20 protein-coding genes are annotated in these 20,901 nt (G+C 45.7%); 8 read left to right on the forward strand and 12 right to left on the reverse strand.

Going from position 1 to position 20,901, the window contains the following annotated elements; all coding sequences use genetic code 11:
* Positions 1-48 precede the first annotated feature (48 nt).
* The 3 genes from trxA to FEN17_RS03950 all read left to right on the forward strand — a co-directional run bounded on the left by trxA (position 49) and on the right by FEN17_RS03950 (position 1,090).
* Positions 49-381 (forward strand): thioredoxin, encoded by a 333-nt coding sequence (gene trxA / locus FEN17_RS03940; protein WP_138363991.1) that lies wholly within the window; start codon positions 49-51, stop codon positions 379-381.
* A 123-nt stretch (positions 382-504) separates the two neighbouring features.
* Positions 505-684 (forward strand): type II toxin-antitoxin system HicA family toxin, encoded by a 180-nt coding sequence (locus FEN17_RS27955; RefSeq protein ID WP_138363992.1) that lies wholly within the window; start codon positions 505-507, stop codon positions 682-684.
* Positions 685-694: 10 nt separating this feature from the next.
* Positions 695-1,090: a helix-turn-helix domain-containing protein gene (locus tag FEN17_RS03950; RefSeq protein WP_138363993.1), complete on the forward strand. Its 396-nt coding sequence runs from the start codon at positions 695-697 to the stop codon at positions 1,088-1,090.
* 22 nt (positions 1,091-1,112) lie between these two features.
* Here the strand turns inward: FEN17_RS03950 and FEN17_RS03955 are convergent, their stop codons facing one another.
* From FEN17_RS03955 to FEN17_RS03995, 9 genes are all read right to left on the reverse strand, one after another.
* Positions 1,113-1,991, reverse strand: coding sequence for an aldose 1-epimerase family protein (locus FEN17_RS03955; protein WP_138363994.1), 879 nt, complete (start codon positions 1,989-1,991; stop codon positions 1,113-1,115).
* 47 nt (positions 1,992-2,038) lie between these two features.
* On the reverse strand, positions 2,039-2,896 hold the full coding sequence (locus tag FEN17_RS03960; protein WP_138363995.1) for an SDR family oxidoreductase: 858 nt from the start codon (positions 2,894-2,896) through the stop codon (positions 2,039-2,041).
* A 101-nt stretch (positions 2,897-2,997) separates the two neighbouring features.
* Positions 2,998-3,576, reverse strand: a complete 579-nt coding sequence (locus tag FEN17_RS03965; protein ID WP_138363996.1) for a Crp/Fnr family transcriptional regulator — start codon at positions 3,574-3,576, stop codon at positions 2,998-3,000.
* A complete protein-coding gene (locus tag FEN17_RS03970; protein ID WP_138363997.1) occupies positions 3,569-4,801 on the reverse strand; it encodes an aspartate aminotransferase family protein in 1,233 nt (410 codons plus the stop codon). Before FEN17_RS03970 ends, FEN17_RS03965 begins: the two co-directional genes overlap by 8 nt.
* A 65-nt stretch (positions 4,802-4,866) precedes the next feature.
* On the reverse strand, positions 4,867-6,060 hold the full coding sequence (locus FEN17_RS03975; protein WP_138363998.1) for a hypothetical protein: 1,194 nt from the start codon (positions 6,058-6,060) through the stop codon (positions 4,867-4,869).
* Positions 6,053-6,895: a type 1 glutamine amidotransferase gene (locus FEN17_RS03980; RefSeq protein WP_138363999.1), complete on the reverse strand. Its 843-nt coding sequence runs from the start codon at positions 6,893-6,895 to the stop codon at positions 6,053-6,055. The genes FEN17_RS03975 and FEN17_RS03980 overlap by 8 nt, the downstream gene beginning before the upstream one ends.
* A 40-nt stretch (positions 6,896-6,935) precedes the next feature.
* Positions 6,936-8,036, reverse strand: a complete 1,101-nt coding sequence (locus tag FEN17_RS03985; RefSeq protein ID WP_138364000.1) for a carboxylate-amine ligase — start codon at positions 8,034-8,036, stop codon at positions 6,936-6,938.
* A gap of 20 nt (positions 8,037-8,056) precedes the next feature.
* Positions 8,057-9,199: an ATP-grasp domain-containing protein gene (locus FEN17_RS03990; RefSeq protein WP_138364001.1), complete on the reverse strand. Its 1,143-nt coding sequence runs from the start codon at positions 9,197-9,199 to the stop codon at positions 8,057-8,059.
* A gap of 27 nt (positions 9,200-9,226) precedes the next feature.
* A complete protein-coding gene (locus tag FEN17_RS03995; protein ID WP_138364002.1) occupies positions 9,227-9,934 on the reverse strand; it encodes an esterase family protein in 708 nt (235 codons plus the stop codon).
* A gap of 133 nt (positions 9,935-10,067) precedes the next feature.
* Here FEN17_RS03995 and FEN17_RS04000 point away from each other — a divergent pair, with 133 nt between their 5' ends.
* On the forward strand, positions 10,068-10,841 hold the full coding sequence (locus tag FEN17_RS04000) for an alpha/beta hydrolase (RefSeq protein ID WP_138364003.1): 774 nt from the start codon (positions 10,068-10,070) through the stop codon (positions 10,839-10,841).
* Positions 10,842-10,849: 8 nt separating this feature from the next.
* Here FEN17_RS04000 and FEN17_RS04005 read toward each other — a convergent pair whose 3' ends face one another.
* A complete protein-coding gene (locus FEN17_RS04005) occupies positions 10,850-11,875 on the reverse strand; it encodes an aldehyde dehydrogenase family protein (RefSeq protein ID WP_171037834.1) in 1,026 nt (341 codons plus the stop codon).
* Between the two features lie 129 nt (positions 11,876-12,004).
* On the opposite strand from FEN17_RS04005, the gene FEN17_RS04010 reads away from it, so the two are divergent.
* The 3 genes from FEN17_RS04010 (at position 12,005) to FEN17_RS04020 (ending at position 15,261) form a co-directional block, all read left to right on the forward strand.
* Positions 12,005-12,352, forward strand: a complete 348-nt coding sequence (locus FEN17_RS04010) for a 4Fe-4S dicluster domain-containing protein (RefSeq protein ID WP_138364004.1) — start codon at positions 12,005-12,007, stop codon at positions 12,350-12,352.
* Between the two features lie 346 nt (positions 12,353-12,698).
* Positions 12,699-13,892 (forward strand): porin, encoded by a 1,194-nt coding sequence (locus tag FEN17_RS04015; protein WP_229208680.1) that lies wholly within the window; start codon positions 12,699-12,701, stop codon positions 13,890-13,892.
* 49 nt (positions 13,893-13,941) lie between these two features.
* Positions 13,942-15,261 carry an ammonium transporter gene (locus tag FEN17_RS04020; protein WP_138364005.1) on the forward strand — a complete coding sequence of 440 codons (1,320 nt, stop codon included), beginning with the start codon at positions 13,942-13,944 and terminating at the stop codon, positions 15,259-15,261.
* A gap of 94 nt (positions 15,262-15,355) precedes the next feature.
* On the opposite strand, the gene mtaB is transcribed toward FEN17_RS04020, so the two are convergent.
* Together mtaB and FEN17_RS04030 are read right to left on the reverse strand one after the other, a co-directional pair.
* Positions 15,356-16,684 (reverse strand): tRNA (N(6)-L-threonylcarbamoyladenosine(37)-C(2))-methylthiotransferase MtaB, encoded by a 1,329-nt coding sequence (gene mtaB, locus FEN17_RS04025; RefSeq protein ID WP_138364006.1) that lies wholly within the window; start codon positions 16,682-16,684, stop codon positions 15,356-15,358.
* Positions 16,685-16,721: 37 nt separating this feature from the next.
* Positions 16,722-18,557 (reverse strand): LTA synthase family protein, encoded by a 1,836-nt coding sequence (locus FEN17_RS04030; protein ID WP_138364007.1) that lies wholly within the window; start codon positions 18,555-18,557, stop codon positions 16,722-16,724.
* Between the two features lie 146 nt (positions 18,558-18,703).
* Between FEN17_RS04030 and FEN17_RS04035 the strand changes: the two genes are divergently transcribed.
* Positions 18,704-20,890 carry a glutamine synthetase III family protein gene (locus FEN17_RS04035; RefSeq protein WP_138364008.1) on the forward strand — a complete coding sequence of 729 codons (2,187 nt, stop codon included), beginning with the start codon at positions 18,704-18,706 and terminating at the stop codon, positions 20,888-20,890.
* The last annotated feature ends 11 nt before the right edge of the window (positions 20,891-20,901 follow it).

Genomic DNA, 20,901 nt, shown 5'->3' on the forward strand with positions numbered 1-20,901 from the left:
ATCCTTATCATACCAGATTATTATTAAAAACATTAGACACTTTTTAACATGGGAAAAGCAGTTGAAATAACCGATGGCACCTTCGAGGAACTGATCCAGGGCGATAAACCGGTACTTGTAGATTTTTGGGCAGAATGGTGTGGCCCTTGTAAAATGATCGGACCGGTTGTAGAGCAATTGGCTGGTGAATATGAAGGAAAAGCCGTGATTGGGAAAATGGATGTGGATATGAATTCTTCGGTTCCCGCCAAATTCGGTATCCGCAGCATCCCGACATTAATGATTTTCAAAGGAGGACAATTAGTTGATAAAGTAGTGGGCGTTGTTCCTAAAACTACTTTGGAAGATAAACTAAACGCGCAGATCGAAGCTACTGTATAGCTCTTGCCGTTAAATAATTGACATTGACAAAAGCCCTGATTACAGGGCTTTTTTTGTGGTGAAGTTTTTCAGAAGGTATATTTTTATATACCTTTGATAAGAACAACTATACTCACACAACTAATGAAATATTCGGAGTTTCACCGCCTGATCCGGCGGAATGGTTGGATACGTATCCGGACTCGTGGTAGTCACTATACCTATTCAAAGGATGGGGTCAATGTTACAGTACCGTTTCACGGATCACAGGAAATGTATGAGCCTTTGCGAAAGAGGATTTCGAAACAAATGGCATTGAACTAATTAAAATGTTATGAAAACAATCAAAGTCATCATCGGGCGAAGCAAAGACCATTACGGAGCTTACGCCGAAAATGTGAATAAAATATACGGCGGCGGCAATACGATAGAAGAAGTTAAAAACTCTGTTTTAGAATGCATTGAAATAGTCAAAACATTCGATAGTAAGAATATTCCAGCAGCATTGAAGGGAGAATACGAAATTGAATGGAAGCTTGACGTAGGGAGTTTTCTTCAATATTATAAGGGCATTTTCAGCCAGACGGGTATTGCAAAGTTGACCGGTATTAATGAAAAGCTTTTAAATCATTATGCCTCGGGGATAAAGAAGCCACGTCCTGCTCAGGCAAAAAAAATAGAAAATGCCTTACATAAATTGGGTAATGAATTGTTGGCAGTGAAACTATAATTCACTGCCAACAATTCATTTATCATTCATAAATCTCAATAACAAAACTTGCCTCGAAATTAGCGTGAGGTGCTAATTTCAAAATACCTTCTTTCTCTTCAAAGTTTTGATTTGACTCTTCTGAATCTGCAATTCCAAGCCAGGGCTCGATGCAAACAAAATGGCCGCCTGGCTTAGCCCAGATGCCCAGATATGGGAAATCTTCGTAGTGCACGGTGATGACCTGGCCGGATTTTGTGCTTCTCAGACTTACTTGTTTTGAGACTAAATGCTTGAAAATGAGTGCGTCGTTATCAAACAAATGTTCATTCAAATGAAGAATATTGGTATGTTCCAGCACGGCCCGCGTTTCGTTCTTTACCAGTCCGTCTTTTGATAAAAGCCAGGTCGAATCGTTTTCAACCGCTTCGAATTCCAGATAATAATCTTCATACGTTTCACCTTCATGCAGCGGACATTTGAATGCAGGATGTCCGCCGAGGGAGAAAAGCATTTCGTTTTCACCATGATTAATCACTTTGTGGTGGACGATCAATTTGTTTCCATCAAGCTTATAGATAATGAGAAACTCGAATTGAAATGGATAAATCGCCAGTGATTCTTCATCATATTTTAAGCCAAAAGTCAGGCTGTCTTCCGTTTGGTTGACCAGCCTGACTTTTTTATTGTTTCGCACAATACCATGACGCGGCAGTGCATATTGTTTCGCCTGATAAGTAACGAAGCCGTTTTTAATCGCGCCGATAACCGGAAAAAGCACCGGCGCATGGCTGGCCCAGACATCCGGATCAGCATCCCAGAGATAATCTTTCCCCGTGACCACCGATTGGATCTGACTTAATTCCGCGCCGGTTTCACCAACTGTTATTTTTAAATGTTCATTTTTTACTGAATAATCCATCGCATTACAAGATTAGCCTCCCGGACCTGGGAGGCATTTCTGTAAAGTTAGAAATTATATTTTTCCAGCCACTTTGCTTTTAATGTTGCGCGCGCATCGATAAACTCCTGGTCGGTACCTTCCGCCGCCGCGTCGAGTGGAAACCGCAGTGGACGGGTACCGGCTGGCATGTTCACCAGTTTCAAAACACCGTCGGCAATCGTTTGCGGGTTCATTTCAAATTGTTCCATTTTCCCAAAGAGCGCCTTACCCAGACCATTGAATTTTTCTGACGCAAACGGTTCATAATGAGCGGCTATCTCGGGTTTGTCGGCCAAAATCCCAGCCTTGCTACCATTGTTCATTTCAGTGGGATACACGCCCGGCTGGATCGTCACATTTTCAATGTTGAAGGGTTTCAACTCGTCCTGTAAGCCTTCCGTAATGCTCTCAACGCCGAATTTGGAAGCCAGATAGGGGATCATAAAAGGCAATGTGTGGCCGCTAGCGCCGGAAGTTAAATTGATAATCAGGCCACTTTTCGCTTCACGCATCGCCGGCAGCACCGCCTGGTAAGTACGCAGCACGCCGTAAAAGTTGATTTCAAACATCGCTTTTACCTGATCAATCGAGTAGGCCTCCAACAGACCAAATCCCGAAACACCCGCATTATTGACCAGAACATCAATGTGTCCGTATGTTTCAAGCGTTTTTTCAAAAGCATTTTTAACCGATTCGTCGCTGGTAATGTCTATTTCTACCACATCCACATTTGGTAATGCGCCAAGCTCGCTGGCGACTTTTTGATTTTTTCCGGCGATGTCGCGCATCCCGGCGATTACCTGGTGGCCCGCTTCTGCCAATGTGATGGTTATCAGTTTTCCGAAGCCTGTACTTGTTCCTGTTACAAAAATTATCTTTTTCATTTTGCGATCATCTTTATGTTTTAATGATGCAAAATTGCAGCCGAGAAGCCCCTCGATCCATTGACTTTTGCTGGAAAAAGGCATTGACATTTGTCAACGTTTCATTTCGAAGTACCTGGTTTTCTGACTCTGCTGAGCGTTTCGGGAGAAATGCCGAGGTAGGAGGCGATCATGTGCTGGGGGACGCGGTTGGCGATCGCGGGAAATTTGGAGACAAAGTCCTGGTATTTTTCTTCCGCGGTGTAGGTAATGTTGGCGTGAATCCGGTCCTGGTTCACGACGAAACTTCGCTGCAAAATGTTGTTGATCAAATCGTTGAATGCAGGGATAGCTGTACACAACATTTCAAAATCCTGCTTTTTGATCAATAAAATATCTGATTCTTCCAGCGCTTCAATGTTGAATTTCGAAGGCAGCCCCGAGGTTAAGCTGCTGCGGTCACCGGCCCAGTGATATTCTGGCGCGAATGTCATAATGTGTTCCTGGCCTTTGTTATCGACGGAATACGTCCGTAGAAATCCTTTGCAAACAAACGCATGTAGCTGCCAAACATCGCCTTCCTGTAGCAAATACTGCCTTTTCCGGAGATGCTTGATATGGCTTACAGAGGCAATCAACGCCAACTCTTCCTCCGTCAGCGTAATTTTGTCGGTCAGGTATTTTTTAAAAATATCAAACATTGTTTATCGTCGGCGCAGAATTCAAGACTTCAATAATCACCGCGCAAGCCTGCCGGATTTCTTCTTCCGTGATCGTCAGCGGTGGAGCGATCCGCATGGCATTGTCGCAAAACAAAAACCAATCCGTCACCACACCTTTTTCAATGCATGCGTCGATGGTTTGTTTCAGTTTTTCAAAAGATTGCATTTCGGCTGCCAGCATCAATCCGCTACCTCTAACTTCATGAATGTCAGGGTGAACCAGCAAAGATTTGAAAAGCTTGCCTTTTGCTTTGGCATTCTCTGCCAGATTTTCATCCCGAATCACATTCAATGTTGCCAGTGACGACGCGCAGCTTACAGGATGTCCGCCAAATGTGGTAATGTGCCCTAAAATCGGATTGTTTTTAAAAACCTGCATAATCTCCCGCGACGCCATAAATGCTCCGATCGGCATACCGCCTCCCATACCCTTGGCGCTGAGCAGGACATCTGGATAAATGTCAAATTGCTCGAATGCCCAGAATGTTCCCGTCCGCCCGAAGCCAGTCTGGATTTCGTCGACGATCAGCAGCGCGCCAACTTTCGTACATTTTTCCCGCAAGGCAATCAGATATTCAACCGTGGGGATCCTGACTCCGGACTCTCCGCCAATTATTTCAATTACTACGCCAGCTGTCTCCTCAGTAATGCATTCGAGATCAGGTAAATAATTATGCTGAATGTGCCGGATGCCTGGCAGCAGCGGGCGGAAGTTTCGCTTAAAAAATTCAGCTCCTGCCAAACTTAATGCGCCCTGACTCGCGCCGTGGTAAGCATTGTAGCAGGATATAAACTCACTTCTGCCGGTAAATCTCTTCGCCAGTTTCATCGCCCCTTCCACCGCCTCGGTGCCCGAATTGGTAAAATAAACATTATCGATCAGCCCGAAAGGAGAGGGGTTGGCAATATTAAGGGGTAATGTTTCTGTCAAAGCTTTTGCCAGCTGCACCTGACTTCCCTGCACATATTCGCCGTAAACGAGCAAATGCATGTGCTTTTCAAGCTGTTCATGAATCGCCGAAAGCACTTTTGGATGTCGATGGCCCACATTGCTGACGGCAATACCTGAGATCAAATCCATGTAAGATTTTCCCTCCCGGCTATACATGTAAACGCCCTCGGCTCTTTCTATTTCCAAAGCCAGCGGGTAGTCAGAAGTTTGTGCTAAATGATCAAAGAAATGTTGACGATGCGTAATGTACATTATATACTATTAATACTTTTTGAAAGTATCTTATTTTTTAAATGTTCTAAATGCTGGGAGACAGATTATTTTTCGAAAAATCCGGCGCTCCCGCCCACCCAGGTAAAATCTTTATTGTAGCGGACGCCGATCATTTCGCCCCGGCTTAATCTGCTTAAACTGATCAGCAGCTCAGGTTTTGGCGCGTTGTCCTTCCAGCCGTACATCATCCTGATCTCACATTTCACCAACCCATCCGGCGCCTGGATCACAGGTTCGTAGACGACTTTCTTTTGCAGAATGTAATTTTCGGGATCGGGCAGGGATATCAAATCAGCCTTAGTAATGTGCAGGTTTACGCCCGAACCGGCAAAAGAGAAAAGTGGTTTCAGGACGTAATTTTCTAAATCAGCCGGGAAATCTCCGTTATAGTCACTTACAAACCGCGTTTCGGGAATGTAGGGGCTTGATAAAAATGGGATAGAAAACTTGCTGATCCTGAAAAACCAGTTCGGATGGCCCACCCAGGCCACATTCACATCATCTGTGAAATGATAGCTTGTTTTTAAGTCGGGATAACTTTGCAGATCGTCGAAAATAAGGCGGTTGTAGATTCTTTTAACCTGGATTTTTCGCCCGTCTTTTTCGTAAAATAAATTTCTGCCCTCGCGGATCAGCTTGGTATAACATACCGCTTTGATACCCAGCATTTTCTCAGTTACCGCGAAATCAATTCTCGTTTTTTGTTTCTCGGGAAAAATTTCGAGAAGGATTACCTGCTCAGGATCTTCACCCGCGAGTATCAGGTTTTTCAAAGTACGGACATATTCATCGTAGGAGTTATCTCCCAGCAAATATTCGAAACCTTCCTGAATGTCAAAGTATTTTCTAAAAGACTCAGACAAAAATGCCTGGTAACCGAAAATTGATGGAAAGCCTTGTAACTCAATCAACTGCGGCACCAGTTTGCCGTTTTCATCTTTACAGATCGCAAAATCAATCGCTAAAAAAGAGGTATGCGCATTCTCGCCCGGCACATTTTGATCCTGTGGAACTGCACGATCGGTTTTTGCTTTGAAATCCGGTGAAGCTAACGTTTCGATAATTTCATCAGAAGCCTGCAAGATTTTCTCTTTCAATGCTTTGGGGACAAAAACCGGCGTTTCTGCAACACGAAAATCGAGCTGGCCCGGGAACGTATCTTCGAAAGAGGCGACGAATGCCGCGTATTTTTCTTCGGTAAACGAGCGGTTGAATGTTTCTCGGGCTTGCTTATGCATAGGCCAGGGGAAAAGTTTTATCCAGTGCGTTTTTGAGGAATGTGGGCAAAATCACCGATTCCGTCATCATAATTTTGTCGGGATCATTCAAATGCGCGATCATATCATTGTATTTGGCTTCACCGTGCGCAGCAATAATGCTGGTTTTTTTGTCCTCCCTCAAAAAATACCGCAGCATTCCCTCCGAATCAGCCTCGGGGTGAAACTGCGTACCAATAATTTCATTCGAAAAACGGATCGCCATGATTGCCCTTTCCAGCGGCACGTGCGGACGGATTTTTTCAAGGCAAAGCAGTTTTGCGCCCATACTTTCCATTATATACTGATTGGCCTGAATCACCTGGAAATCACGGGAGTCGACAATCCAGAAAGGATCATTCAGCGGATTCAGCAGCGGGTCTTTTCGTCCTAAACTTGTTTTGTGTACCGGAAATGTGCCGAAAGAAGTTTTCCGCCTTTTGCTCACACCCGCCAGTTCCCAATGCAGGCAGGCCATTTGAAAAGAGTGACAAATCAGGAACAAATGCTTCTTGATCCGGTTCTGGCGCTTTTTATTGTATTCTAATAATTGATCGAGGAAGCCAAAAAACTTTTTCTCCCAGGCTTCACCGACCGGAGACGGATTTCCCGGGCCGCCAGTGGATAGGTACGCGTCGAAATCCATGCCCGGCACTTCCAGTTTTTGTCTTACATCAAAAACCGTGTAGTGAACATGAATAGACTCTCTTTCAGCAAATTGCGCGATGATTTTCTTAATACAACGCATTCCTTCGTTTTCGAAGCCGTCGTACATGTCCAGAATCGCGATCCGGAAATGTTTAATATCAGGTGTCATTTTTTGTTAACTAACAGCGCTCACTGTCAGCTTTTAATTTTTAATAAAGGCCAACCCTTGTTTCCTGAACAATGTAGTCGACCACCGCATTTAAACTTCCGGTTTCTTCGAAAACAGCAAGCTGGCGGTCTGCGCCGGTTCCCATTTCCAAAATCTGATGGATGTAGTCGATTTCTTTTCTGCTGCCGAGTTCATCCACCACGTCGTCTATAAATTCGAGCAGCTCGGCCACCAGCAATTTGTACTCCACTTCTTCCTGCTTACCAAAGTCAATGAGCTTACCGTGAATCCCGTAGCGGGCAGCGCGCCATTTATTTTCATTGATCAACATGCGATCATAAATCCTGAAATTCAGGTTCTTACGATGCAGCTGGTAAATTTTCGCAACCAATGCCTGCATGATCGCAGCGAGACAAATCGTCTCGTCGGTACGCATCGGCACGTCGCACATCCGGAACTCTATCGTGTTAAAAAATGGATGCACGCGGATGTCCCACCAGATCTTTTTACCATTATCAATACATTTAGTTTTGATCAGTAATTCCACATACTCGTCATATTCCGACGCGCTGGAAAAGAAGTCGGGAATGCCGGTTCTTGGAAATTTGTCAAAAACCTTGCTCCTGTACGATTTAAAGCCGGTATTTCGCCCACACCAGAAAGGCGAGTTGGTAGACAATGCATAAATGTGCGGCAAAAAATATCTGACCGCATTCATGATCTGGATCCCCTCGTTCCGGTTTTCGATACCGACGTGCACGTGCAATCCAAAAATGAGGTTTCCCCGGGCTACGTCTCGCATTTCGTCAATGATCTGGTCGTACCGCGGATCGTTGGTGATGAGCTGGTCGGCCCAGTCGGCGAAAGGGTGGGTACCGGCGGCCGCCACCTGCAAATCCTGTTTTTCGGCCAGATCGAGGATCATTTTCCGGAGATAGGAAACTTCCTCCCGTGCTTCCTGAATGTTGTGGCAAATATTGGTACCTACTTCCACCACCGCCTGGTGCATTTCCGCCTTTACACGTTCCTGCAAGGTAATTTTTCCGTCCTCGACAAGCTTGGACATGTGCGAGCGTAGATTGCGTGTAACCGGATCGATGGTCTGAAATTCTTCCTCAATTCCCAGTGTGAAAGTGGCCATATAAGCTGTTAATCAGAAAATTAAGATTTTTTCAATTTGGAATTTTTAGCCGGCGCTTTCGTGGCAGCAGCATTTTGGGTAGGTATCACGGGCTCGGGTTCGGAAACCGGCTCTTCACTTTTGGGTTTGGCCAATCTTGCGGCTTTTTTCGCAACCACATTTTTAACATTCACCTCTTTCGCCGATTCCAAAACCGGAAGCGCGGCAGTCGGAGCATTCACAGCATTATTGATGAATGTACCCCAGGTAAGATTTACCTGTCCCGGAACCTGCTTTTTCGCACGTTCGATCGCCATATTCGCGGCTGCTTCCACCACCCACTCAAAGTTGTCGCGCCCTACCGAATAAATGTCCGCATCCGGCGCAGGGTTGCAAAAATCGATGGCGATGGGGATACCGTCGCGCACGGCAAATTCTACGGTGTTGAAATCGTAGCCCAGCGCAACATTGAGCTTTAATGTATAATCTTTTATGGTTTCCAAAAGCTTTTCCCGTTCTTCGCCGGTCGCTTTCAATTCGGACGCATATCTTAAATGATGCGGATTTCTTGGTTCGTAAGGCATAATGAGCACGTCCTTCAGACCAATGCAGTAGCAACGCACATAATCGGTAAATTCGATTTCCTCTTGCAGCATCATCACCAGCTGGCCGGTTTCTTCGTGTTTGTACCACATATCCTGCGGGTTTACCACTTTGTAAACACTCTTCCATCCGCCGCCATCGTGCGGTTTCATATAAGCCGGGAAGCCGACATATTGGAAAATTTCTTCCCAAGCCATCGGGAATGCGAGGTTACGAAAGGAAGTTTCCGATGTATTTTCGGGACGTTCTTTGGAAGGTAAAAGCACTGTTTTAGGCACAGGCACGCCGATCTTTTCTGCTAAGGCATTATTGAAAAACTTTTCATCCGCACTCCACCAGAAAGGATTATTGATCACCGCAGTCCCTGAAAGCGCAGCGTTTTTTAGATAAGCCCTGTAAAATGGCACGTCCTGCGAAATGCGGTCGATGATTACGGCATATTCTGTGGGACTGGCCTGCACTACCTTGTCTATGGATACGGCTTCGGCAATGATACCTTCCTCGCCTTTGCTGTTAACTCGTTCGATGAATGCATTCGGGAAGGTGTTTTCCATTCCGTACAAAATTCCAATCTTTTTCATATCAAGGTTTTTCGTTTTGTTTTTAATTTAAAGAATGCGGGAAAGGTAATCCGGAAACATCTTGTTCCATAGCGGCCAATCGTGTTTTTCCCAGCCGCGGATGTCGAGCCAGTGGTCGATTCCCTTGTTATTCAAAATGTTGGATAATTTAACATTGCTGTCCCGGCAGATATCCCACTCGGAAGTGCCGAGGACGATCTTCATGTGACCAAACCGCCAGCCCTGCTCGTTGGGCATGTAATCGACGGGATTGTTGAAATAAACCGTATCGTCGTAAAAGCCGTCGGTGAAAGTGCGGATGTCGAACGCGCCGCTCATACTCACCAGGTAAGCGACTTGCTCCGGGTGCCTGAAAGCAAAATTGGCCGCATGAAACCCGCCAAAGCTACATCCCGCCACGCCGATTTTTCCAACATGACATTCCTGCCTGATATAAGGTACCAGCTCGTTGTTCAGGAATTTATCGTATTGAATGTGATTGAGGACGCGGTACTGCGGGTTCAGGTGCTTGGCGTACCAGGATTCGGCATCGATGGAATCCACGCAATAAATCTTATATTTTCCTGACTCCACCAGTCCTTTCACCGAATCGATGAGGCCCATGTCTTTCGCCTGGTAGTACCTTCCTAGCGTTGTGGGAAAAAGTAAAATGGGATAGCCCCAGTTACCGTAGACAAGCATCTCAACATCCCGGTCGAGATGGTGAGAATAATATTTAATATGCTTCTCTTCCAAATGGAGCGCGTTTTTGATTGATAAATGAAATATACAAAACAATTCATAGTAAGCAAATTAATAACTTGCGCGTTTAATTTTCAGTTAAAGCGCCCCGAAAGTGAGTTTGAGCCAGCCTTTACCGGCCATTTTTTTGGATACCAAAACAATTTTTTCCCACTATCTGGACCGGGAAGTTACCCTTTCCGTGGTACTGCCGGCGGGTTATAATCTGGAAGAAAATTATCCGCTGATTCTTTTCAATGATGGTCAGGATTTTCCAGCGCTGAACCTGGTTGATACATTAACATTTCTTCAATCGGAGCAGCTGATAGTGCCGCATGTCATCGTAGGCATTCATGCCAATTTCGACCGGATCTATGAATATGGTACTGCTTCCCAGGCTGATTACGCCGGGCGGGGAAACAAGGCAGCAGCGACTACGGATTTTGTTTTGCAGGAACTACTGCCGCATTTGAGAGAACATTATGACGTTCAAAATCACAACATTACTTATGCCGGATTTTCTCTTGGCGGGTTAATGGCGCTGGATATGGCATGGCATCATCCCGAAATATTTGCAAAAGTGGGCGTCTTTTCCGGCTCGCTGTGGTGGCGGCAAAAAGCGTTGGATGCAGGTTATGACGATTCTGATAGGATCATGCATGCGCAGATCAGGAACTCAGCGCAGAAGCCTGATCTGCGTTTCTGGTTTCAATGCGGCGGGCTTGACGAGTATGATGACCGCGATGGGGATGGTGTGATCGATTCTATCCAGGATACATTGGAATGTATGGCCGAGCTGGAAAAGAAGGGTTATGCCTGGAACAAAGAAGTTTTTTATACAGAAGTGATAGACGGCCGGCACAATACAGAAACCTGGGCAAAGGTACTTCCGGCATTTTTAAAGTGGGTTTCCAGGAAATGATTGGCGATTTACTCCAATTCCGCAAGAAACTGCATCGTGTCTACATTGTCCGCGTAATCAAACAATCCGGGCGTCTGCGATCCCCCGAAATCAACTGAATTTTCAAAGCCCGTGTCCGGGCGCGCCACGATGCATTGAATCTTTTCACGCAATCCCGAAAGCTCGGTTTTAAGCTCGTCAATGTGCTGATAAGTACCGGTATGCAGCACGGAAATAGGGGATACCAGCGCTTCATTTTCGCGGATCATCAGGAAACCGTTGTCGAGATGCGGCTCACGGTTGACCAGAAATACCGACCTGTTGTACTCGTAGTTATTGAAGTATTTATGGTGGTGCAGGTAGTCGTTTTCTACGTATTGCAGCAAGTCGTAAAACTTGGTAAAATCATATCCGGCCGGTACAAAAAGCTTGGACACATTGCGGCAGCCCAGTCCAAAATATTGAAGTACATCCCGGCCCAGCGCTTCCAGTTCTGCGTGGGTTTCGTCCCCGGTGAGCACGGCTACCGAAGTCCGGTTTTTGCGGATGATATTCGGTTTTTTACCAAAATAATAATGAAAATAACGGGCAGTATTGTCGCTTCCGGTGGCAATGTACGCATCTGCTTCATTGAGCCGGTCGGCAAACTGAATTGCAGTTTTAAATCCCGGCTCGATTTCGGTGAGCTCATTCAAAAGTGCAGAAATAGGCACGGTATCTTCGGAACTGGGTTTGGCGAGGAGGTTGTGTCCACTGATGAGCACACTCATCGCGTCATGAAACCCGACGGCCGGAATGTTACCCGCCATCACGACACCTACTTTTTTAGCATTGTGTATCTCAGGATACGAACCGACCCACGCTTCCAGATTTTTGGCATTCAGAAATTGACTGGCGATGGCGCGAAGGGATTTGAGCACATTGACGGTCGTAAACCAGTTGTTCCGGCTGTTGGCGAGGGCGGCCCACTCGTAGATGATCTCCTCATTTTCAGCATTGTTAATAAAATCCCCAAGCTGGATAAATGCCTGGACCCTCTGCGCTCTTGACAACATTCTAATGAACTCTAAAAAGTTAAATGGCCACCGCCGTATTTATTTTTCTGATTGTTGGGAAACTATAAATAGTTATATTTGTTACCTTAATCATAAGAAATAGCAACAAATATAAACAATCCGGCGACTATGGCTATAATGATAACCGATGAATGCATAAATTGTGGGGCGTGCGAGCCAGAGTGCCCCAACACAGCAATTTATGAAGGCGGAGTTGAGTGGACCTGGGGCGACGGGACTAGTTTGGACGATGTGGATTTTGGCGATGGAACTGTCGTGAGCGGCAAGGAAAAGCAAACCCCTGTTTCAGATGAATTTTACTACATAGTAAGTGATAAGTGTACCGAGTGCGTAGGCTTCCACGAAGAACCACAATGTGCCGCGGTTTGCCCGGTAGATTGCTGCGTTCCCGATCCGGATAATGAGGAGGAGGAAGAAACATTGCTGGCTAAAAAGGCCTGGATGCACGGAGAATAGCACCAGCTGACATACAAGATTTCATAGCCCCGCTTACTGCGGGGTTTTTTTTGTGCCCTCCCGTTTTAGAAATGTCATTTAAATAATAAAATTTCTTAATAAGTAGAATCGTCAAAAGTTTAGAAAATTCTGTGTATAGTAGGTATCACAGAATATAAATTTTTTGTAGAAAACTGCTAAAACCGCATTTTTATGTTTCAAAAACAATAAAAAAGAGCACAAAAAAATGATTATTGGATTTTTCCAGATAAATTGGGCTGTGAATATTTGATAAATATAATTTTTGAATAATATTTGATCCATAAATATCGCCGGAGAGTAGTATTAACTTAAACAGAATATAATTATGAAAAAAGTCTATTGTACAGTATTATCTTTGATGGTTCCGTTTTTGGGTTTTGCGAAGTCCGGTGAGGAGAAGAAAGCGGTAAAGGCAGATACAATAGTGGTTGCAGAAGTGGAAGAGGAAGCGAGAGGTACATTTGCCTTTTCCGGTTACCTCGATTCTTATTACATGGCCAACTTCAACAAGCCGGCATCACGCTCAAACATGGGTGCTACCAATGCACGTGTTTTTGATCAGCGTTCAGGCCAGTTTTCTTTGGGTTTGGTCCAAACTAAAGTCGTTTACACAAACGATAAATCAGAAGCTGTCGTAGACCTGACATTTGGTCCGAATGCCAACCTGGGTAACTACGGTAACTCCTTGTTCAACACAGCACTCGCTATCAAGCAGGCTTATTTTACTTACAAATTCACAGACAAATTCTCGATGACCGCAGGTCAGTTCGGGACACATATTGGTTACGAGGTGATCGATGCTCCGGCCAACTTTAACTACTCACTTTCCAATCTTTTTAACAACGGACCTTTTTACCACGCCGGTTTGAAAGCGACTTACGCTTTTTCTGACAGGGCTTCTTTGATGGTGGGTGTTGTGAACAATGTGGATGGACTGGGCGATAACAACCGCGCAAAAGGTATCATCAGCCAATTGTACTTCAAGCCGGTTGAGAACTGGAATGTTTATCTGAACTACATTGGAAGTAATGAAGCGAATACAGACAGCCTTGGAAAACAGCCAGACGGTTTCTACCAGGTATTTGATTTGACCACCAGCTTTCAGATTACCGAGAAATTCCTGCTTGGTTTGAATGCTGCGTACGGAAGTCAGAAAGGAGATTATCAAGGTTTTGGCGGCCCGATCGATACGCAAACCTGGGGTGGATTTGCTGTATATGCCAACACGGCGATCACAGACAACTTCGGAATCGGCGCACGTTACGAATACTTCAATAATGATAATGGTGTACGTAGCTTACTGACCCGCAGTGGAATGGGTACAAAGGTGAACTCAGTAACATTGACTGGTAACATCAGCCTGGCCGACGGACATATCCTGGTGAAACCGGAATTCCGCCTGGATGCTTATCCTAAACTTTCAGGTGCATCTGAGGAGCAGCAGTTCCAGGATTCAGATGGTAACTGGACTAAAAACAGCCAGACTACATTCGGACTTGCATTTATTTACAAATTCTAACTATCTTAATTATACCTTCTTAATCTACTTTTAATAACAATTAACAACAATGAAAAAAGGTAATTTCATCCCGCTGATTATCCTGCTGGTAATCGCCATCCTCGGTGCCTTCGTGCCCAATGTTCCGACGCAAATTGTCACCGAAGGCGTTAATTCGGGAGACACTGCGTGGATGCTAGTTTCTGCCGCGCTGGTTTTATTGATGACTCCCGGACTTGCTTATTTCTACGGAGGAATGGTAAACAACAAAAATGTAATCTCCACAATGCTTCAAAGCTTCATCGCGATGGGCGTAATCAGCGTGTTGTGGGTTGTTGTTGGTTTTAGTCTTGCATTTGGTGACGATATCGGCGGGTTCATCGGAAACCCTACGACGCACTTTATGTTTAAAGGCGTGTTGGACGGTCCGGTTTGGGGAACAATTCCTTTCGCGCTATTCGCTATGTTCCAGATGAAGTTTGCGGTAATTACACCTGCACTTGTAACCGGTTCTATGGCTGAGCGTGTGAATTTCCGTTCTTACGTACTGTTTATCATCCTGTTCTGTATTTTCATCTACGCGCCGCTTTGCCACATGACCTGGCATGCGGAAGGTATCCTGTTCAAAATGGGTGTACTTGACTTCGCTGGTGGAACCGTAGTGCACATGTCTGCCGGCTGGGCTGCTTTGGCTGGTGCGCTTTACCTGAAAAGACGTAAGTCTTTGATGGAAGACCATGTATTGCCACCTGCAAACATTCCTTTCGTTCTTTTGGGAACTGGTCTGCTTTGGTTCGGATGGTTTGGATTTAACGCGGGTTCTGCGCTTGTTGCTGGTCCTCTGGCTGTATCTGCCTTCGCTACTACCAACACGGCTGCTGGTGCTGCCGGTCTTGGCTGGGTTCTTTTCGACGCTGCGAAAGGTAAAAAAGTATCTGCGCTTGGATTCTGTATTGGTGCGGTTGTGGGTCTTGTGGCAATCACGCCAGCGGCTGGTTTCGTAACAGTTCCTGCTTCGATCTTCATCGGTACGGTGGCTGCGATCATCTCTAACTACGTAGCACATTTGCGTACACGTTCCACATTGGACGATACATTGGACGTATTTCCTTGCCACGGTGTAGGCGGTATGGTTGGTATGTTGATGACCGGTATCTTCGCAACAAGCGGTGTTAACTCACTGGTAGTTGACCAGGGACTTGCATTCGGCGAAACCAAATTGTTCATCAACCACGTGATTGCGCTGGTAGGTGTGTCGGTATTCGCTTTTGCCGGTTCATTCCTGCTTTTGAAAATTGTTGACCTGATCCTGCCACTTCGTGTAACTGAGGCAGATGAAGCAGCTGGTCTGGATGTTAGCCAGCACGACGAGTTCCTTGTAGAGGCATAATTTACTCAACGTTGTATAGCAGAAAAGCCCGGGCTTGTCCCGGGCTTTTTCTTTTACTTGCCGTCGGCTTAAGCCGACGGTAAAAGATGGGCTTTTAATGTGCTAGAATTTCTTCATGGATCTCAGAAACTTCCATCAAAGATTCTGTATTGATATAATCGTAGCGCACCTCTTTGGTTTCGTTAATGAGCAGCGGGTCGTATTTCACAGCTACCCGGACGTAATTTTCTGTGAAGCCCAGCATTTGTCCGTCCTGAATTTCATCTTCAAAAAGCACCTTCCCGGTTTTCCCGATTTGTGTTTCGTAGAAAAACCGTTTCTTCTTTTCTGAAAGAATGTGCAGCATTTTTGACCTTTCTGCTCTTAAATTTTTCGGTACAATCGGCCGGATCGCGAGCGCTGCTGTGTTTTCTCTTTCTGAATAAGTAAAAACGTGCAGGTAAGAAACATCCAGCTCATTTAAAAACTGATAGGTTTCTTCAAAATGCTCCTGGGTTTCCCCGGGGTGGCCGACGATTACGTCTACGCCGATGCAACAGTCGGGCATCAATTCCTTGATTCTCACGACGCGCTCTACATACAATTCTCTTTTATAGCGCCTTTTCATCAATCCGAGAATCTTGTTAGAACCCGATTGCAGCGGAATATGAAAATGCGGGGCAAATCTTTTTGACTGCGCAACGAATGTGATGATCTCGTCGGTTAACAGATTCGGTTCGATCGAAGAAATCCTGAAACGCTCGATGCCTTCCACTTCGTCCAGGGCCTGGATTAATTCGAGGAATGTCTCTTTTCTTTCTCCGTTTTGTAAACCAAAATCACCAATGTTGACACCCGTCAATACGATTTCCTTCACATCTCTGGCAGCGATTTCGCGGGCGGCTTTCACCACATTTTCAATGGTATCCGACCGGCTTTTGCCGCGGGCGAGCGGAATCGTGCAGTAGGCGCAGGGATAATCGCAGCCGTCCTGGACTTTCAGGAATGTACGCGTGCGGTCGTTCAGTGAGTAAGAAGTATGGTATTCGATCGCCTGGTCGATGTGGGAGGCGATTACGTGTGCAGGTTGGCCGCTGGTTGTTTTTTCAAAGGTATCGATCAAATCCGCCAGCCTGAATTTCTCAGCCGCGCCTAATACCACATCCACACCAGGTATCTCCGAAATTTCCTTTGGTTTTAACTGTGCATAGCAACCGATGATCGCTACATAACCGTCCGGATTAATTTTTTGCGCCTCGCGGACAATCTTGCGGCATTTCTTATCCGCATTCTCCGTCACCGAGCAGGTATTAATGATAAATATGTCCGGATTTTCGTTGAACTCCACTTTGGTATGGCCTTTCTGCGCGAACATCCGCCCGATCGACGAGCTTTCGGAGTAGTTCAGCTTGCAGCCCAGGGTATAAAACGCGACTTTTTTCATTGATTTTGAATATCCTGCAAAATTACATCTTTTATACTCAACGCTTTAAATATTCTGTGAACGAAGCTTGCAGGTAAGCTTTTCCCAGTTTCTCATCTTCCGCATTGGTAACACCGGCCTTTTCGGTAATGTTTCCGCCAATGTTGTCCCTAATCAGGAAACCGTTTGGTTTCATCCAGCCCAGCCCATTATTAAAAGCAAAATAGGCAAACGGTTTTCGGCCGATTTTAAAAATAGCATTACTCCACACAAAATTCTTCGAGGGCAAATGCATTTGATCCAATAATGTCGCCGCCAGATCGGTTTGTGAGCATAGTGAATCGATTTTCAGTTTTTTATTATGGATTGCGCCGCCGAGCCAAAGCATCGGAATATGAAATTCGGCTGGCTTTGATTTGTCAGTCTCCGGCAGAGGATGTCCATGATCTGCCAGAATTATCACTAATGTATTCGCCCACCAGGATTTTGTTTTTGCCTTTTTTATAAAATCCCCGATTGAAGCATCGGTATAATGATGTGCATTTAAAAACAAATTTTCGGGATCGTTGCCTGAGATCACCGTTTTTACCGGTACTTCAAAAGGCTCGTGGCTGCTTAATGTAAAAAGTGTAGTGAAAAAAGGCTGTTTTTGATTGTCAAGATCAGTAAGCAGTTTGTTCAAAACAATGTGGTCATGCGCGCCCCATTTGGAGTTCATATCCTTTTCATCAAAATCATTTTTGTCAACAATCCTGTCAAAATCCTGTTGCAGGAAGTATGATTTCATGTTCGCAAATTCAGTTTCCCCACCATAATAAAAGGAAGTGTACCAGCCAGCCTTGTGAAATTCCTTCGGCAGGGAAGGCAGCGACATCGTCTTTTTCGGGATCTTGATAATGGATTGGGTAGGCTGGGCAGGATATCCACTAAGAATGCCAACCATCCCTTTGTCGCTCCGGTTGCCGGTCGCATACATTTTGGCAAACAAAATCCCTTCCTGCGCCAGCTTGTCAAATTCAGGCGTAATGCCTTTGACACCACCCATACTACCCACAACTTTCGCCGTAAAACTTTCCCAGATAATTACGACCACATTCAACTTTTTCGCGCTGTCGATCATTTGAATGGTAGGGCTATCATTCTGGTAAAGTGGGGCGATCGTTTTCTCCACTTCCTCTTCAGGGAAATACTTAAAAGGGTTGTTTTGAGAATACGTAGCATTGATCAGCGAGCTCATGTAATTCCAGGGAACATTCACCGCCGCGTAGTTCGCAAAACTTTTATCACTAAAAAAAACAGCGCTTTCATTCATCGGCGCCAGCTGCAAACCGCCGCGGATGGGAATGATAAGACTTCCGGTCAGTGCCAGAAAAATCGGTGCAGTGAAAATGTACGAGGATAATGTGAATGAGGCGACGAGTTTTCTGACCAGCGTCACCAGGATTTTTGAAATAAGAAAAATAAGAAGTGCCAGCAAAAGCAGCAGCGGAAAAACCGGCGCCGCGCCCATCGATGCCCAGGCTTCAACCGGTGTTTCGAGGTAATGTAACGAAGTTCCGTCAATCCGAAAGCCCCAGGCGCGGAAGAGTTCCAGGTCGACCACCACCAGCACATTGATCAATGTGGAAATGATCATACTATATATGGTGAGCGTCGTCCGGTACCAATTCCATTTTCTGGCGGAAAAAATAAGGAGCAGTGTGGGGATGACGAGAATGTAAGCTGCAAAGGAAATGTCCATCTGCAAGCCATGCCAGGCACTTTGTACCCAAAGTGAAGAGGGGAGTTCCAGCGCCTTTTTATAATGATAGGCGAGAAAAATGATCCGGTAAAACTGGAAAATCACAACCCAGATAAGCCCGTATAAGACGGCAAATTCTATTCTTTTACGCATTGGTGTCGGTCTCGAATCTGCAAAGTTCCGAAAAATGCGCTAACCTTTGTTTAGTTGACAGACTATTCGTGAAAATGTATACGCGTTTTGCGGTTGCTATGTTTAAATAAATAATTTTGAGGAGAATTAATATAAATGAATAAATAATGACGTTTCGCTCGAAGGCCTTTGAAATTGCGCAGGGCCGTATTTCCCCCACGATAGCCCCTCCCACAGAGAAAGTTGCAGACCTTTATGGAAGCAATACTTTTAGTGACGATGTGATGAAAACCCTGCTTTCCGCAGAAGCCTACGGAAAGATTTCCAATGCGATCCGCTCCGGATCAACGATCGATCGCGAAGTGGCCGACGAAGTTTCCGCTGCGATGAAATCGTGGGCGATCTCGAAAGGCGCCACACATTATACGCACTGGTTTCAGCCGCTCACCGGCTCTACTGCCGAAAAACACGATTCATTTTTCGATTTAACGATAGACGGCCGGGCCGTCGAAAAATTCAAAGGCAGCGCGCTGGTCCAGCAGGAGCCGGATGCTTCCTCGTTTCCAAGCGGCGGTTTACGTGCTACATTCGAGGCACGGGGATATACCGGCTGGGACCCGAGCTCGCCCGCATTTTTGATGGACAATGGGGGAGGCGGCAAAACATTGTGTATCCCTTCCGTTTTCATTTCGTATACCGGAGAGGCGCTGGATTACAAGGCGCCGCTGCTCCGCTCGCTGGTGATGCTGGATAAAGCGGCGACCGGCGTGTGCCAGTTTTTCAACCGGGACGTCGGCAAAGTCACGCCAACATTGGGTATCGAGCAGGAATATTTTCTGGTCGACAAAGCATTGTACTACGCCAGACCGGACCTTCTGATGGCTGGAAGAACGGTTTTCGGCCACAGCCCGGCGCGCGGCCAGCAGCTCGACGATCATTATTTCGGGTCAATCTCGCCGAGGGTGAATGCATTTATGGTGGATTTTGAATTTGAAGCACTAAAACTGGGTATCCCGGTACGCACACGGCATAATGAGGTAGCGCCGGGTCAGTTTGAATGTGCACCGACTTTTGAAGAGGTCAACCTGGCCATCGACCACAATGCATTATTGATGGATTTAATGCAAAAAGTAGGTGACCGTCATAACTTCCAGGTTTTATTTCATGAAAAACCTTTTGCCGGAATCAATGGCAGCGGCAAGCATAACAACTGGTCGCTATCGACGGATACCGGCATTAATCTGCTGGCACCGACTTCGAAACCCAAAGAAAACCTGCGTTTTCTGACATTTCTAATGAATGTTGTGAAAGCGGTGCACGATCACGCGGATCTTTTGCGCGCCTCGATTTGCTCGGCCGGAAATGAACACAGACTAGGCGCAAATGAGGCCCCGCCGTCCATCGTCTCTGTTTTTCTTGGAAATGAATTGACGAAAATGCTGGAAGAGCTGGTCAACAAAGGTGAAATCACTTTGGAAAAAGGGGAGAACTTCTACTATAAATTAGGATTAACCCGCATTCCAAACTTGCAGCGCGACAATACCGATCGTAACCGGACTTCCCCGTTTTGTTTTACAGGAAATAAATTTGAATACCGTGCGGTAGGAAGTTCGCAAAATAGTGCTTCGCCGATGATCGTCCTGAATACGATTGTAGCCAATCAGCTTTTGGAATTCAAAAGAGAAATGGACGAAAGACTGGCCAGCGGTGAGGAGAAAAAAGTGGCAACGGTGGAGATTTTGAAAAGGTACTTTACGGAGTCAAAAGACATTCTGTTTGAAGGAAATGGTTATTCCGACGAGTGGATCGAGGAAGCGAAGCAGCGTGGTTTGACCAACATTCGAAATACGTACGATGCGTTATACGCTTATAAAACAGAGAAAACGATTTCTGTTTTTGAAAAAATCGGTGTGCTGACCTCCCGCGAGCTGCATGCGCGCTATGAGATCGAGCTGGAAAATTATGTGAAGAAATTACAGATCGAATCCCGCGTAATCGGCGACCTGGCGTTGAATCACATTGTTTCGACGGTGGTGAAATACCAATTCAAACTGGCACAAACTGCCCGCTCGCTGACCGACCTGGAAATGCTGGCCGAGGCCGAGCCGATCAAGGAAATTATCAGGGACATTTCGTCGCACATTGTGGTGATTAAGAAGCTGGTAGGCGAAATGACCGAGGGACGTAAGACAGCCAATAACATTGACGATCTTTTTGAACGCGCAAAGTACTACGGCTCGGAGGTAAAAGGATTTTTTGAAGAGATACGCTACCACGTCGATAAACTGGAATTGTTGATCGATGATGAAGACTGGCCTTTGGCAAAATACCGTGAAATGTTATTTTTGGAATAATTTTTAAATAA

Source organism: Dyadobacter luticola (assembly GCF_005860805.1).
GTDB lineage: Bacteria > Bacteroidota > Bacteroidia > Cytophagales > Spirosomataceae > Dyadobacter > Dyadobacter luticola.

Bases quoted from the DNA above. Each gene is read 5' to 3' on its own strand.
- trxA (WP_138363991.1), top strand. From the start codon at position 49: ATGGGAAAAGCAGTTGAAATAACCGATGGCACCTTCGAGGAACTGATC.
- FEN17_RS27955 (WP_138363992.1), top strand. From the start codon at position 505: ATGAAATATTCGGAGTTTCACCGCCTGATCCGGCGGAATGGTTGGATA.
- FEN17_RS03950 (WP_138363993.1), top strand. From the start codon at position 695: ATGAAAACAATCAAAGTCATCATCGGGCGAAGCAAAGACCATTACGGA.
- FEN17_RS03955 (WP_138363994.1), bottom strand. From the start codon at position 1,991: ATGGATTATTCAGTAAAAAATGAACATTTAAAAATAACAGTTGGTGAA.
- FEN17_RS03960 (WP_138363995.1), bottom strand. From the start codon at position 2,896: ATGAAAAAGATAATTTTTGTAACAGGAACAAGTACAGGCTTCGGAAAA.
- FEN17_RS03965 (WP_138363996.1), bottom strand. From the start codon at position 3,576: ATGTTTGATATTTTTAAAAAATACCTGACCGACAAAATTACGCTGACG.
- FEN17_RS03970 (WP_138363997.1), bottom strand. From the start codon at position 4,801: ATGTACATTACGCATCGTCAACATTTCTTTGATCATTTAGCACAAACT.
- FEN17_RS03975 (WP_138363998.1), bottom strand. From the start codon at position 6,060: ATGCATAAGCAAGCCCGAGAAACATTCAACCGCTCGTTTACCGAAGAA.
- FEN17_RS03980 (WP_138363999.1), bottom strand. From the start codon at position 6,895: ATGACACCTGATATTAAACATTTCCGGATCGCGATTCTGGACATGTAC.
- FEN17_RS03985 (WP_138364000.1), bottom strand. From the start codon at position 8,036: ATGGCCACTTTCACACTGGGAATTGAGGAAGAATTTCAGACCATCGAT.
- FEN17_RS03990 (WP_138364001.1), bottom strand. From the start codon at position 9,199: ATGAAAAAGATTGGAATTTTGTACGGAATGGAAAACACCTTCCCGAAT.
- FEN17_RS04005 (WP_171037834.1), bottom strand. From the start codon at position 11,875: ATGTTGTCAAGAGCGCAGAGGGTCCAGGCATTTATCCAGCTTGGGGAT.
- FEN17_RS04010 (WP_138364004.1), top strand. From the start codon at position 12,005: ATGGCTATAATGATAACCGATGAATGCATAAATTGTGGGGCGTGCGAG.
- FEN17_RS04015 (WP_229208680.1), top strand. From the start codon at position 12,699: ATGAAAAAAGTCTATTGTACAGTATTATCTTTGATGGTTCCGTTTTTG.
- FEN17_RS04020 (WP_138364005.1), top strand. From the start codon at position 13,942: ATGAAAAAAGGTAATTTCATCCCGCTGATTATCCTGCTGGTAATCGCC.
- mtaB (WP_138364006.1), bottom strand. From the start codon at position 16,684: ATGAAAAAAGTCGCGTTTTATACCCTGGGCTGCAAGCTGAACTACTCC.
- FEN17_RS04030 (WP_138364007.1), bottom strand. From the start codon at position 18,557: ATGCGTAAAAGAATAGAATTTGCCGTCTTATACGGGCTTATCTGGGTT.
- FEN17_RS04035 (WP_138364008.1), top strand. From the start codon at position 18,704: ATGACGTTTCGCTCGAAGGCCTTTGAAATTGCGCAGGGCCGTATTTCC.